Source organism: Anaerotignum sp. MSJ-24, from assembly GCF_018918145.1.
Lineage (GTDB): Bacteria > Bacillota > Clostridia > Lachnospirales > Anaerotignaceae > Metalachnospira.
On the sequence record NZ_JAHLPX010000002.1, the window covers coordinates 81,997 to 97,098 of the forward strand.

The following is a 15,102-nucleotide window of genomic DNA, read 5'->3' on the forward strand; positions in this document are numbered from 1 at the left end:
AGCTTATTTTAGAGAACCTTATTAAGGAAGTCGATTGTTCTCGGTTCCTTAGGATTCTTTATTACTTCGTCGGGTGTACCCTGTTCAACTATATATCCGCCGTCCATGAATATTACTCTGTCCGCAACCTCACGGGCAAAGCCGATTTCATGTGTAACAACAAGCATTGTCATGCCAGATGCGGCAAGCTCCTTCATAACTGCGAGAACCTCGCCAACCATTTCCGGGTCAAGTGCCGATGTAGGCTCGTCAAAAAGCATAATATCAGGATTCATAGCCAAAGAACGTGCAATAGCAACTCTCTGTTTCTGTCCGCCGGAAAGCTGAGGAGGATATACGCTTGCTTTATCCGCAAGGCCTACTCTTTTTAAAAGCTCCATGCCCTTTGCATGAGCCTCTTCCTTAGTCATTTTCTTAAGCTCAACCGGAGCAAGCATAATGTTTTCCAGAACCGTCATATGCGGAAACAAATTAAAGTGCTGGAACACCATTCCTATATTTTCTCTAACCTTATTTATATCTACATTTTTTTCTGCGATGTTTACGCCGTTTATAACAACCTCGCCTGCCGTTATATCCTCAAGACGGTTAAGACATCTTAAAAAAGTTGATTTACCGCTGCCGGAAGGACCGATAAGAACCACTACCTCACCTTCGGTAACATCGGCGGAAATACTTTTTAAAACCTCAAGCGAACCAAAATTCTTTTTGAGGTTACTTACATGGATTTTTATTTTATCGCTCTTTTCCAACGTTAAGTCTCCTTTCTATTCGCTTAGCAAGCTTTGAAAGTATTGTAATTACTATCATGTACATAATAGCAACTATGGCCCATACCTCAAGTACTTTAAATGTATTACCGACTATAATGTTGCCGGCTTTAGTAAGTTCCGGAAAACCGATAACAGAAAGTATGGATGTATCCTTAAGAGAGATGATAAACTGGTTAATGATAGAAGGTACCATAGTACGTATAGCCTGTGGAAGAATAACCTTCTGCATAGCCTTACCGTAACCAAGGCCAAGGCTTCTTGCCGCCTCCATCTGACCTTTATCAACCGACTGGATACCTGCACGGAAAATCTCTGCCATATATGCACCGGCATTCATAGAAAGTGCAATTGTACCGGCCTGCAAAGCGGAAAGCTTGAAGCTTGCAACGCCCATTGCCTTAATGCCGGCAGGAACACCAAAATAAATGAAGTATGCAAGTACTATAAGCGGTACACCACGTACAGCATCAACATAAAGCGTTCCGATAAAATTAAGCACTTTACTCTTACTTACATTCATAAGGCCGAATATAAGACCGATAACAAATGCAAACGCAAGCGAAAGCAGTGTCAGGAGCATTGTCTGACCCAAAGATTCAAGGAGCATTCCGGAATACGTTTTTAAAATAGCAGCCATTCAGGCCACCTCCGTTTCTCGTTTTTTGATTTGGTTAATTGTTTAAATAAGGTTTACCGCTGTTTACAAAGCAATACTTATCATTGCCCATTCCGGTCACTTTTTTTATAAATAACATTTCTATGAAATATTATTTAAATATAAATGTTCACTGATAACGCATATTGTTTTGTAAGCAGCGGTTGTAACTTAAATAAAAACCATGCCCGCTGATTTCATGGGCAGGCATGGTTAATATGTCATACAAAAAGTATTTTTACCGGATTACTTTGTGTATTTGTCAACGATTTCGTCGAACTTACCGTTAGCCTTGATGTTTTCAAGACCTGCGTTGAACTTTTCAAGAAGCTCTGCATTTTCGCCCTTAGCAACAGCGAAGCCATAGTCTGAACCTGCTCCGAGCATACCATCGGGAATAACAAGAGCTGCACCCTGCTGAATGTTATAAGCCATTACAGGATAATCTTCAAAACAAGCAGCTGTGTTGCCTGCGATAACGTCCTGATACATTGTAGGTGAATCTTTGAATTCAACTACTGTGAAACCATACTGGTCAGCGATTGATTTAGCAAAGTCAGCACCGTTTGTAGCTGTCTTAACCGCAACCTTCTTGCCAGCGAGATCTTCGAATGATTTGATGTCTGAATCAGCAGCAACCGCAACAGTAACGTCTGCTGTGTAATAAGGCTCTGAGAAATCGAATGTTTCTTTTCTTTCGTCTGTAATTGAGCATCCGGCGATAATACCGTCAGCCTGTCCTGACTGAACAGCAAGAAGAGCTGCGTCAAAGCCGAGTGACTGAAGGTCGATTGTAATACCCTGATCCTCAGCGATTGCATTGATGATGTCAACGTCGATACCAACGAAGTCACCGTTTGCATCTGTGAACTCGAAGGGAGGGAAAACTGTATCTGTTGCAACGATATATGTTTCGCCGTCAGCAGTTGTTTCGCCGTCTGTTGTTTCTTCCTTTTTCTCATCAGCGGGTTTCTCTTCTGTCTTTGAAGAGCAGCCTGCAAGTACGCCTGCTGTCATAACAGCAATAAGTGATAAAGCTAAAAATTTCTTCATTCTTTCTTCTTCCTTTCCATAATGGATTAAAATATTTACAGCCGCACAATGCCACATTCACACAAAAAAACACAAAAGTCTTGCTCCCTTGTGCAGAACTGAAACATCTATGTCGGTAAACTGTTATGTATATTATATAAAAGTGGCGGAAATCTGTCAATATTTAATCAATATCAGTTCATGCTATGTAAATAATTTGAATATAAAATTATCTGAAATGTTTTTTCAATATGTAGACATTATATCTTAAGACCGTATTAATATTATAATGCAGAGCTGCAAAAAATAAGCGGCACCTCTGCCACCCATAAGGGTGGCGACACATATAAAACTTGTCCCACATCACACTTAATAAATTTCAACTCACGCTACCCATAAGGGTGGCGACGATGATAAATTTGAATTCTATTCTCAGATGATAACATTTCAACTCACGCCACCCATGTGGGTGGCGACACTAACAATGGCAAGACATTTTTTATTTACGGTTGTTATTTCAACTCACGCCACCCATGTGGGTGGCGACAATTCTGTGAGTGTTGCTGTGTCGATTAAATCTCTTATTTCAACTCACGCCACCCATGTGGGTGGCGACTTTTTCTGTCCGCTTTAAGTGACAGGGCGAATATATTTCAACTCACGCCACCCATGTGGGTGGCGACGGTAATGTTAAGGTGACAACAGTTCCAGAAAACTTATTTCAACTCACGCCACCCATGTGGGTGGCGACTGACAATAAGCCCAACAACAAATATTCCATACAAATTTCAACTCACGCCACCCATGTGGGTGGCGACTTTATGACAAAAATAAAACCACAGCGGAAATGATATTTCAACTCACGCCACCCATGTGGGTGGCGACGTTCATTTTTTGATAAAGTGGCAGGGGCAAACGACAATTTCAACTCACGCCACCCATGTGGGTGGCGACTTGTTGCAGTTGGGGTACAAATGTTTAGGTGGGTATTTCAACTCACGCCACCCATGTGGGTGGCGACGACTTTGTACGCCAAAGATACTCCAACATTTTTAACAATTTCAACTCACGCCACCCATGTGGGTGGCGACCTAAAAACTCCAAAACAATGTCAACAAGTTCATCATTTCAACTCACGCCACCCATGTGGGTGGCGACTTGTGGTTCGGTTGATGATAAACCGATAATGAAGATTTCAACTCACGCCACCCATGTGGGTGGCGACAAGTAAGAGTTCCTTACCTGTAACGACAAAAGGCTATTTCAACTCACGCCACCCATGTGGGTGGCGACAATGGTCGTGATATGCCCGGTCTTATACTCTTGATTTCAACTCACGCCACCCATGTGGGTGGCGACAGTGTCTTTACTCGTTCACGCCACGCATAGTTAGATTTCAACTCACGCCACCCATGTGGGTGGCGACAATGGTCGTGATATGCCCGGTCTTATACTCTTGATTTCAACTCACGCCACCCATGTGGGTGGCGACAGTGTCTTTACTCGTTCACGCCACGCATAGTTAGATTTCAACTCACGCCACCCATGTGGGTGGCGACGCTTAGATTTAATGCTAAGTCAGCGGGCAAAGTTATTTCAACTCACGCCACCCATGTGGGTGGCGACACACGTTAAGGACGGTGAAGTTATGACAAGCACAATTTCAACTCACGCCACCCATGTGGGTGGCGACAGCTATGACAAGTCAGGGAAGGTTGTAAGTTCCATTTCAACTCACGCCACCCATGTGGGTGGCGACACCTATGATGGTAGTATATCCTGTTTCGGTGGTATTATTTCAACTCACGCCACCCATGTGGGTGGCGACTGCAATTGGTAAATGTTCGTGGAGTAATAATTTTATTTCAACTCACGCCACCCATGTGGGTGGCGACAAACAAGGAAACGTAACACTATAAAATTAATGCGATTTCAACTCACACCACCCATAAGGGTGGCGACCGTTATTTTAACTTGAACACCAATGGCACTTGCATTTCAACTCACACCACCCATAAGGGTGGCGACCCTTTTCTTTCCATTTTCATCGGTCACTGTATACATTTCAACTCACACCACCCATAAGGGTGGCGACACTTTAATACAGCGTCCATTGGTGGGGGTGGGGTATTTCAACTCACACCACCCATAAGGGTGGCGACGTAATGTTAAGGTGACATCAGTTCCAAGTAATTTATTTCAACTCACACCACCCATAAGGGTGGCGACGCCGATACACAGAACAAATATCTTGCCGAAAGTATTTCAACTCACACCACCCATAAGGGTGGCGACCCTTGAGCCTATTGCTGCACATAACGACAATACAAATATTTCAACTCACACCACCCATAAGGGTGGCGACGCTTCTTTAATAACTGCATCATCCAGATACCACTATTTCAACTCACACCACCCATAAGGGTGGCGACGTTACACTGGCACTTGACGGAGGTATACAAAAGCTATTTCAACTCACACCACCCATAAGGGTGGCGACTTAAGTCAGTTGAAACTTCAGTGCAACTTGAAAATATTTCAACTCACACCACCCATAAGGGTGGCGACATGCCGCCGCTTTGTTTAACGGTCTTTCCTCAATATTTCAACTCACACCACCCATAAGGGTGGCGACATTATCTCCGGTCCTTTTTCGATAAGTATAGGCAGCATTTCAACTCACACCACCCATAAGGGTGGCGACGATATTTCACTGTGCATCATCCTTTTTAAGCTCCATTTCAACTCACACCACCCATAAGGGTGGCGACCATATGCCCCATGATGTATTTTGAGGACTATCAGGATTTCAACTCACACCACCCATAAGGGTGGCGACACTGTATAAGGGAAACTTATATGCCGGCGATAATATTTCAACTCACACCACCCATAAGGGTGGCGACTTCATTAAGGCTGTCCATCTCAAGCTTTACATTATTTCAACTCACACCACCCATAAGGGTGGCGACTTATGCGGAATATGAACAGCTTGTCGGCGGTGTTATTTCAACTCACACCACCCATAAGGGTGGCGACTCCCGTATAACATCTGTTACAGCTGACCAATTAGAATTTCAACTCACACCACCCATAAGGGTGGCGACATCGTTTAATAATTAAACAATAGCTTATAGATATATTTCAACTCACACCACCCATAAGGGTGGCGACGCTAATTGCCTAAGTGTTTCGATGTTTGTAATGATATTTCAACTCACACCACCCATAAGGGTGGCGACGGAGGTGTGTTAATGACTATTAAACAGCTTTATATTTCAACTCACACCACCCATAAGGGTGGCGACAACTTATGACACTGACACATCAGTACAGAACAAAGTTATTTCAACTCACACCACCCATAAGGGTGGCGACTATGAGTGTAGCCATGTTACGTAGATTAAAAACAATTTCAACTCACACCACCCATAAGGGTGGCGACGACGCAGCTCTTAAAAAACGTGAACGGTTGGGTATTTCAACTCACACCACCCATAAGGGTGGCGACCCATAACAAGGAAATACGAAAGATGTTCTGTGCTATTTCAACTCACACCACCCATAAGGGTGGCGACCATAAAAGTATCCGTTGTTAAGTTGTACTTTATCCATTTCAACTCACACCACCCATAAGGGTGGCGACAGCAATTTCAGACAAAAACATATCCGAAACTGCATATTACATCCACCGAAGTTTACAAAAAACTTCAAAGCGGCATCAATATTAATATTATTTTACCATAATATCTTCATAAATTGATACAAAAAATATATTTTCAGATACAAATTCCGGTGCGAATACAGTCTATAATTTATGTGTACTCAACATTCGCACCTAATCGGAAATACTTTACTTTACAACTACATTATCAGTGTATCTGTTACATCAAAGCCAGGATTAGCTCCTATATGCTCAACTTTATTTTTGTAATTATCGCCCAAATAATAAAATCTTAGGCTATCAACTTTTTTATCAATTATTTTTTCAAGAATGTTCTTAACCTGTCTGCATTTCGTTGTATCCATATGGCACTCAAATACCGAATTCTGCACACGCTGACCATAGTTAACACATTCCTTAGCTACTCTTCTCAGTCTTTTTCTTCCGGCCTCGGTCTGTGTATTAACATCATAAGTAATCAAAACAAGCATATTTTCACCTACTTCCAGAAAAACGGAGGATATTCATTCATATCTCCTCTTAGGAATCTTGCCAAAAGCATTGCCTGTACATACGGAACCATTCCCCATTCTATTTTTTCGTCTATATAGGGATGCTTTATGGTTTCCTTTTTCTTATTCTGCCATTCCTGTATAAATATCTTACGCCCTTCATCTGTCAAAAGGACAGCTCCATTCTCTTTATTGACAAAATGCTCCGGTTTTATTTTTCTTTTATTAATAAGCGATAAAACTATTCTATCCGCCATGACACTTCTGAATTCTTCCATAAGGTCTAAAGCAAGTGACATTCTCCCCGGCCGATCCGTATGGAAAAATCCGACGTATGGATCCAATCCGACTGCTTCCAATGCCGAACCGCACATTCCGGCGAGCATAGAATATGCAAATGATAATAGCGCATTAACATTATCAAGCGGAGGTCTTTTATTTCGTCCATTGAAATAAAAGCTATCTTTTTGCTGTAATATCAATTCATCAAACACAGAAAAATATACCGATGCGGCTTCACCTTCGAGTCCAAGCAATACTGACGATTCTTCGCACTGCCTTATATGCTCAAGGCTTTTAGCTAAAACTGCTGACCTCTCTTTTATTCTTTCGGCATCAACCGACAGTTTATGATCTCTTGTTGCCCTTTCAAGCACCCATCTGGAATTATGTACTTTAGCCAATATAAAATTTCTTGCTATATGTACACTTTTTTCTTTATCATCGCTAACTCGGTATTGCTCTTTTCTCAGCAGAACATTGCCTTTGACCTTTCCTGTTACTCTTGCCAGAAAATATCCGTTAGACTTCATAAAGCACAAATCTATATTTCTTTCGGCACAGGCTCCCATAAGTGCCGGACTTGCACCTGTGTAGCCAAATGTAACTATCGACTCCAGATTGTGCAGCGGTACACGTCCGACCTTTTCATTATCCGCTAAAACAACGACATTTTCACCTTCTAACGCCAGATATTTATTTTCCGAAAAAACATATAACGTATTCAATAACCTTTTCATTATTCACCAGTTTCTGAAATAAACTTATCTATATATTCGGCAACGGATTTGTTTTTATTCAACACAGGAACACATAAATCCTTAAGCGAACAGGCATTGCATTTTTTACTTATTTTCACCTTAGGTGTATATCCACGTCTATAATATAGGTGCATTTCTTCAAACAACTTGACAACTTCATTTCTTATTTCATCGTCAAAATCAACTTTAAGTCTATGCCTTGTTTCCCCATAATAAATATATCCATAATTTATATCAGTACAAAACATTTCCTCAAGGCACAACGCCTGTGCTGCAAGCTGAAGTATATCGATATTGTTGCTTTTAGGCTCTCCTCTTTTATACTCAACAGGTACAGGCATATATACACCTTCTCTTCCATTGATATGTGCACCTTTATCCGACTTATGAAATTCCACAACATCACATTCGCCGCTGACTCCCATTTTTCGTGAATGGACAGGCATTGCCCTTACGACAATTACATTGCCTCGTTTCTCATTCATTTCCGGATTATGAGCATTTTCATGCAGTATTTGCCCTTCTACTGTCCTGAGATTTTCCTTCCACTGCATTTCTATATGTATTAACGCCCATTGTCTGCGGCAGAATGCAAAATGTTGTATTCCCGAAAGCTGAAGAAATTCATCTTCATTATACAAAATCTATTACCTCCGGTTTATCGCATCCGTCAACATACCATTCAATGCCATAATCCTCAAAATCCTTATGATCGGCAACATCTTTCATTGTAAAGCCTCTCTGTATTTTTCCGCTTGAAACAGCCGGAGTCTTTTCGTTATGCTGCCACCAGTACATTCTGCAAACCTCTATACTACCCTCAGGTCTTGCCGATGACGCATCGTTTTCAAAGAGTGTTTCCAGTGCTTTTTTAAGAAGTTCGGCATCTTCCTGGCTGAAGCCGGTCTTTTCGGCAAGCTGAACATTAACACTTCCCATAATCTTATAAACAGCAAAAGGAATAAAATGCTTTGTTCCCATCGTATCAGATGCCTTGCTCTCTTTTCCTGCCTCACTGTTTACGCTCTTTGTTATCTGCATACTTACAACATCAACCGGTGAAAGACTTACAGCCTGATGAATAGAAACCGGACCTCTTACGCCAAAAGATACGGAAGTTCCTTTAAATGCAAAAACCTGACCGAAAGCTCTTACGTCTATCCATTCTTTACATGCAATTTCAGCACATAAGTCACGATTTGCATTTTTCTTTGCATCTATCTGTGCTTTAAGCTCTTTGCAGCCGTCAGCTCTGTCCTTAAGGCTTGTATATCCGTCGTCTGAACGGTCATCTGACTGAACAAAGATTCTCTGTCCCATATCCTGTAAACGGTTTCTGATTTTTCTCTTTATACATACATCTGAAATTTCTCCGTAGCCGTCCATGTTTGTTCTCGGACGGTTTCCGTTGAGCGGATCACCGTTGGGATTTGCGTTTCTGACGCTTACAAACAATGTAAAATCTATTTTTCCTTTTAAATCTGTCATTTTCTTTTCCTCCGTTTCTTTATATAATCCCTACATTAATTATCTTCTTCATTTTTGCTTTTTGAATTTCTAAGTTCATATGTCTGGCAGTGATAGCCAAGCAGATATAAACCGTTCAATTTACTGTTGTCAACAAAATCTTTAGTATCAAAAAGCTCCATTATTTCGTTAATACGCTTTTCATACCATGATCTAAGTCCCATATCAAGCTTGCTGAGATATGGATTGAGATTTTCTTCTATTACCTTCCATGTATCAAAAGGGCGCTGTGAAAATCTATTCATATATTTCATTGCATTCGTAATTCTGGTCTTATCCTTATCAAAATCATAAGTTGAATACTCTATCTGGTTTGCTAACGCAAGCAGACGTCCATATAAGTAATTCCTGTCCTTACAGTCTTTATCAAGTGCCATATTCCATTCCTCCTTATTTCTGTCATATCTGTATCTTTTAACAAATGAACAAGCCAATGCCAATGTTTTTTCCCAATTTCGTCTTTCATTATAACTAAGTGGCTGTGATGCCCTTAAAACAGCTCTTTCAACATAATCATAAGGTATACGCTGACCTTCCCATATACATGGAATAAGTCTTCTCGCTGTTTCAGCATAAAGACTCTTACTGTTCGCATCAATAATTGACAAAAAACCTTTATCATTTTCTTTGCCGAAAAGTATATCGGCAATATCTCTTACACTAAGAATACCGTAAAACACATCGAACTTACCGTCATTAAATTTTTCATATCGCCATTTACAGCTTTCGTGCCAGTTCTTTATGTTTTTAAGATATTTTGCAGAACTAAGCGTTTTTTCCTCAACAAGCGCAAGACGTCCCGTTGTTGCCGCATCAATGCCGAGCAAGGTCATATTTGAATTATCGGATATGCTTTTGCCATAGCCGAGCAAAGCATTATTAAATTTCTGTGCAATAATGTCATTTGAATAATATTCATCTTCACTGTCATCATATTCATCATAACTTTCAGCTATTGTATAAGTGTCCTTATCCCAATCAGGCATAGACTTTAAAGCAGATTCCCATGCAACAAGCGTAAGTGTATCAAAATAGGTTCCCTGCTTTCGTATAATCCATTTGAGTGCATTATGCAGTTTTTGCGACGCTTCATTTCCGATTGCAAAAGCCTCTTCCTTATTTGCGAATCTGCCTCTGAATGTGAAACAAACTTCGTCATTTGCGGAAATAAGTTTTCCCGAATCGCCTTCATTTCTGACTTTTCTTGAATGAAGATAAGTTATCGGCTCAACATTACCGCTGAGATAACATAACGAACCGCCTTCCGATGTTGATTCGGCATATTTTATATAAGAATTTTGCAATGTTTTATCCAGCCAGCATTCATCGGGGATATATTCATCTTCTTCGGATATTTTTCCCCTGACTATAAATCTGACAAAAGCTTTTGTCTGCGGAATATTCTGTATCTTAAAGCTATCGGACAAAACTCCATTGTCATCTAAAGAAAGTACACCACTTTTCAATAAATCACTTATCAATGTCTGTTTTTTAAGATATTCATATATCGCATTAACCTTATAATGGGAATAGTCTGAATTTGCCCATTTTCCTAACTGATTTATATACAAATCAAAGCATTCGCCGTTGTCATCAACATAATTCTTATAATCCCCGGCTATATACTTAAGATTATCGCAAAGCGGATGCGGTTCTTTTCCGGCTGTTCGGCTTCCGGATTTTTCGGTAACGGGTATTACGGTAAATTTATCATTGGCATCAACAGCTGAGGCATTCATAAAATTTCCGTCTTCATATATTGTTACCTCAATCTGTGCCGTAACCGTACTATGGTACAGCGGCAGCAGAGTATAAGGTGTTTCTCCTTTATACTCAATTTCTCCGGCTTTATCCGCATTGACATCATAAAGCCTTATCAGCTCTTCTTTCCAATTCATTCACCCACCTCCTCATCGGTAAATTCTTTAAGACCGATAAAGTTGCCTTCACCGAATATTTTTCTTTCCATATCTTTGATATGTCTTTTCATAGTGCATTCTTCCGGACTTAAAAACTCAATTATTCCTCCTTTTTTGAGAACAGGGCGCCAGAAACGCACCGTCATTTTGTTTTTATCCTCCGGCAGAACCGCTTCGTCGGCATAGGTTATGCCATGATACATGAATCCGCATTCCATATCTTCGGTTATGTTGTCATAATAGCTTTCGCCTTCTCCGAAAACACACGGTTCAACAAATCCCTGACATTCTCTTGTGCCGAGAAAGATGTCGCGTCTTCCGCCTCTTTCAACCATTCTTTTGGCAATATTATGGTGCTTATTTTCATTTCTGTCCTGTTCGAGTTCAGGATGGTTCAAATTAAATTCAAAATGAGCACGAACCTGATAACGAACATTCTTCAGATATGTGTAATATGAAAGGTCATTTCCGCCGTTATAGGCTATCGGTCTTACACCCTTTGTTTCGGTCTGAATTCGGTTCATAACACGAATTTCGTCTATTATCCAACGGATCGTTGGTTTCCAATAAATGCTTTCTGTTATTCCTTTTACAGCCTCATATGTAGGTATGCTGTAAGAGGATTTTTCTCCTCCTACTCGCATAACAGGATCAGAAAACAATGCGTAATCACCATAAACCTCATACTCTATTGTATTTCTGTGTTTTTTCAAAACAATTCACCTCCATTATTTTAATTTATAAACAGCATTTTGAGTTCCGGTTCGTCTAAAACGCCAACCTCCTTGCTGTAATAATCACTGCTTAAAATCAATATTTCATTGTTTATACATTCAACTGCATTATTCAGCTTATCTCTTCTGTAAGCCGGAATACCGACTGTATATCTCTGCAATTTTCCGAGTATACTCATCTTTTTGCTTATACTCATATATTTGTCATCTCTCAGACAATCAATATATTCAACCGCTTTATCATCGTAAGGAATGATTACAGGAACTTTATAATCATTGGAAATAACCTCAAAACCGTTTCCTGCTGTTTTAAAAGCCTGTCCGAAAAGTATATTTGTTTTAATATTGTTGTGAGTTGACTCAAACTGCTTTCTGGCTATGTTATCTTTGCCGAGAAATTCAACTATTGTTCCGTATTTTATAGGAAATTTCATTTTATCCTCGGGAAAATGATAAAAATAACTCCGATAATATTCCTTTATGGCTATCTGCGAATCAAGTGCACTGTCAAAGTAATCCGAATTATTCTTAAAATCATCAAGCACCTTCTGCAAAGCCTTCTGTGAACTTTTTATTTCTTCAAGGCATGACAAACGCTCATCATCATTATTCATATATACAATATAAACATTTCCTTTTCTGCCCAATGTCATGTGTCTGTTGCATCTTCCTGCCGCCTGTATAACATTATCCAATCCGGCTTTGGAACGTATTACGCAATCAAAAGAAAAGTTTACGCCTGCCTCAACAACCTGTGTACTGACACAGATTATTTTTTGATTATCTTTCAGTGCCTTATTAATTTTATCGAGATTATCCATTTTGTTGGCAGGACACATATTATTACTTATATGATACACCGGAATATCTTCGTTTTTCAATGAATCAAATACATCTATAGCACATTTTACTGTATTAAGTATAACAAGAACACTGCCTTCGGTTTCAAGCTTATCAAGAACAAAATCCTTTAAATCCGAAATACTCATACCGTTGGGACAGATATTTGTCGCATCAATAATATTTGTTCTTTTAAAGGCATTATAATATTTATTGAAATCCGGAACCATTTCGTAACAATCACAAATGTTATTTTCTTTTATTCTTGTAAGCGACGGCTGTGTTGCCGAGCACAAAACAACCGTTGTGTTGCAAAACTGCGTAAGAAAATTTACGGCAAGATTGAAAAGCTCTTTACATTTATCCGGTATAGCCTGAACTTCATCAAAAATAATTACACTGTTGCAAAGTGTGTGCATTCTTCTTACAGAGCTTTTACTGCCCGAATAAAGAGTATTCAAAAGCTGAACCGCAGACGTAGAAATAATAGGAGCATTCCATATTTCCGTCAGCTTTTTATATTCGTATTCTTTGTCTTCTTCATCGTCATCAAAAACCACATTGCAATGATGTTCGAGAACGATATTCTCATCTCCGACAGCCGCTCTTATCTCATTCGAGTTTTGTTCGATTATGGAGTTGAAAGGAGCAATATAAAAAATATGCTGCTTTTTATCGTTAAGTGCTTTATGTAATGCAAATCTAAGGCTGCTCAATGTTTTTCCGGAGCCAGTCGGCACTGTGAGCCTATAAAGATTTTTATTGTCATAGGCTGCGTTTTTACATATATCCGATATTTCCTGTCTATAGATTTTCAGCTTTTCACCGTTATCCTTATTATTTTGAACAACCTCGGAAATATAATTTTCAAAGTAATCAATGCTTCTTTTCCATACATTTTCCGTATCGGTAAGCCTTTCCGATATAGGTTCTCCGCTAAAAAAGCTTTCTGTATCAGACCAGTCGCTGTCAATAAGCATTGAAAGCAAAAGTCTAAAATACATTCCCATGAAAAAATATCTACTGCCATATCCTTTTTTATGGTCTTTGACATATTTTTTAACCTGCATATCAATACAGTCAAAATCTTCCTTTGCCTTTGCCAGAAGCTCTTTAATATAATCTTCGCCATAAAGCTCGAAAAGCCTGCTCTTAACGAGCTCGTATTCAATATCGTTGTCATCGCGAATCTCGTTCAATGTCTTTCCGTTGTCCAGGCTTATACAATCATTCAAACCATGATGTGAATATATAAGCAAGCTAAGCAAATCCGAAAATTCATTTTCACCCATAAGCTCACGCACGAGTCTTCCACCTGCCGTTGAATGGTCAATACCGCCTTTATGTGCATCATCACCGAGCTTAAGTACATTCAGCATGTCTGTTTGAAACTTTTCCCTAAGCTTTCCGACATCATGCAATTTGCACTCAGCTTCAATAATATTTTTAAGATTTGATAACGGACAAATACTTTTGGCAAACTCCGTAGTATTATCAAGATGTTCTTTCACCGATTGAATACTCTGGTTTTTATAATTCACATGAGCCAAGTAATTATTTTCCACAATATGCCTCCTCTTTTACAGACACCTGTATCAACTCCATATCCATGTTTTATCTTTTTATATTATAATGTATCAAATTCTCATTACTATTTTATATTATCACAACAGGTGTCCCATTAACCGGACTTCTAATTTAGATTTTAAACACTTTAATTGTAAAATTCAATACAAAATTACCTCCTTTTACCTTTATACGTCAGTTTTAATTTTTTATTTATTAATTGTTTTATTAACTCATTTAATACAACAAAAAATCACCGGTATTTGTCGCATTTCATGCTACAAACAAAACCTTCGACATAATAAAGGACATGATTAAATTTTACTTTAACCATGTCCTTATAATTAAACTATATTATGCTGTTTAGCTTCTCGGAACGAGAACAATTACAACAACTTCGTTTCCGTATACATATCCTGTTACTGTATACTGGTCTGTATTGCTTGCCGTATTGATATTTGTCATTTCATAGCTTTCTACGCCTGTCTTGACATATACCTGTACGTCCTCGCTGAGGTTATATTTCTGTGTCTGGCTTGATGCTGTGCCATAGCCGACATTTGTAAGCGATGTTCCGCTAAGTCTGCCGATATATACAAGCTTGCCGTTGTTGAACTGGAAGTATGCCGGGCCTCTTGATGCACCGTAGTCATCGCCTGTGAAGGTTGCCTCGCCGGGAACACCGTTGATGAGGTATTTATATGTTATCTGGCAGGTTTCCTCGCCGTCATTGTCATAGCCTGTTATTATCTTATCCGTATCAACGATAACACCGAACTGCTTGCCTTCGTTGAGTACATCATAAAGTATGAGGTCTGTAATCTCGTTATTGCCGTTTGT

General features: G+C 39.5%; 11 protein-coding genes and 1 CRISPR repeat array. All 11 genes read right to left on the reverse strand.

Going from position 1 to position 15,102, the window contains the following annotated elements:
- Nucleotides 1-8: 8 nt before the first annotated feature.
- Complete coding sequence (locus KQI66_RS02105; protein ID WP_253287627.1) at nt 9-752, reverse strand: amino acid ABC transporter ATP-binding protein; 744 nt, start codon at nt 750-752, stop codon at nt 9-11.
- Nucleotides 736-1,410: an amino acid ABC transporter permease gene (locus tag KQI66_RS02110; protein ID WP_216427055.1), complete on the reverse strand. Its 675-nt coding sequence runs from the start codon at nt 1,408-1,410 to the stop codon at nt 736-738. Before KQI66_RS02110 ends, KQI66_RS02105 begins: the two co-directional genes overlap by 17 nt.
- A gap of 264 nt (nt 1,411-1,674) precedes the next feature.
- The gene (locus KQI66_RS02115; protein ID WP_216427056.1) at nt 1,675-2,481 is read right to left on the reverse strand and encodes a transporter substrate-binding domain-containing protein; all 807 of its coding nucleotides are present in this window, start codon (nt 2,479-2,481) and stop codon (nt 1,675-1,677) included.
- Between the two features lie 355 nt (nt 2,482-2,836).
- A CRISPR array of direct repeats spans nt 2,837-6,106; the repeat unit is 33 nt; unit sequence ATTTCAACTCACACCACCCATAAGGGTGGCGAC.
- Between the two features lie 218 nt (nt 6,107-6,324).
- A complete protein-coding gene (cas2, locus tag KQI66_RS02120; protein WP_216427057.1) occupies nt 6,325-6,615 on the reverse strand; it encodes a CRISPR-associated endonuclease Cas2 in 291 nt (96 codons plus the stop codon).
- A gap of 8 nt (nt 6,616-6,623) precedes the next feature.
- A complete protein-coding gene (cas1c, locus tag KQI66_RS02125) occupies nt 6,624-7,655 on the reverse strand; it encodes a type I-C CRISPR-associated endonuclease Cas1c (RefSeq protein ID WP_216427058.1) in 1,032 nt (343 codons plus the stop codon).
- Nucleotides 7,655-8,317, reverse strand: coding sequence for a CRISPR-associated protein Cas4 (gene cas4 / locus KQI66_RS02130; RefSeq protein WP_253287628.1), 663 nt, complete (start codon nt 8,315-8,317; stop codon nt 7,655-7,657). Before cas4 ends, cas1c begins: the two co-directional genes overlap by 1 nt.
- Nucleotides 8,310-9,164, reverse strand: a complete 855-nt coding sequence (cas7c, locus tag KQI66_RS02135; RefSeq protein ID WP_216427059.1) for a type I-C CRISPR-associated protein Cas7/Csd2 — start codon at nt 9,162-9,164, stop codon at nt 8,310-8,312. The genes cas4 and cas7c overlap by 8 nt, the downstream gene beginning before the upstream one ends.
- A gap of 35 nt (nt 9,165-9,199) precedes the next feature.
- Nucleotides 9,200-11,101 (reverse strand): type I-C CRISPR-associated protein Cas8c/Csd1, encoded by a 1,902-nt coding sequence (gene cas8c, locus KQI66_RS02140; RefSeq protein ID WP_216427060.1) that lies wholly within the window; start codon nt 11,099-11,101, stop codon nt 9,200-9,202.
- On the reverse strand, nt 11,098-11,835 hold the full coding sequence (gene cas5c, locus KQI66_RS02145) for a type I-C CRISPR-associated protein Cas5c (RefSeq protein WP_216427061.1): 738 nt from the start codon (nt 11,833-11,835) through the stop codon (nt 11,098-11,100). Before cas5c ends, cas8c begins: the two co-directional genes overlap by 4 nt.
- 20 nt (nt 11,836-11,855) lie before the next feature.
- On the reverse strand, nt 11,856-14,261 hold the full coding sequence (gene cas3, locus KQI66_RS02150; RefSeq protein WP_216427062.1) for a CRISPR-associated helicase Cas3': 2,406 nt from the start codon (nt 14,259-14,261) through the stop codon (nt 11,856-11,858).
- A gap of 364 nt (nt 14,262-14,625) precedes the next feature.
- Nucleotides 14,626-15,102: hypothetical protein (locus tag KQI66_RS02155; RefSeq protein ID WP_216427063.1), on the reverse strand; the 477-nt coding region annotated here is incomplete at its 5' end.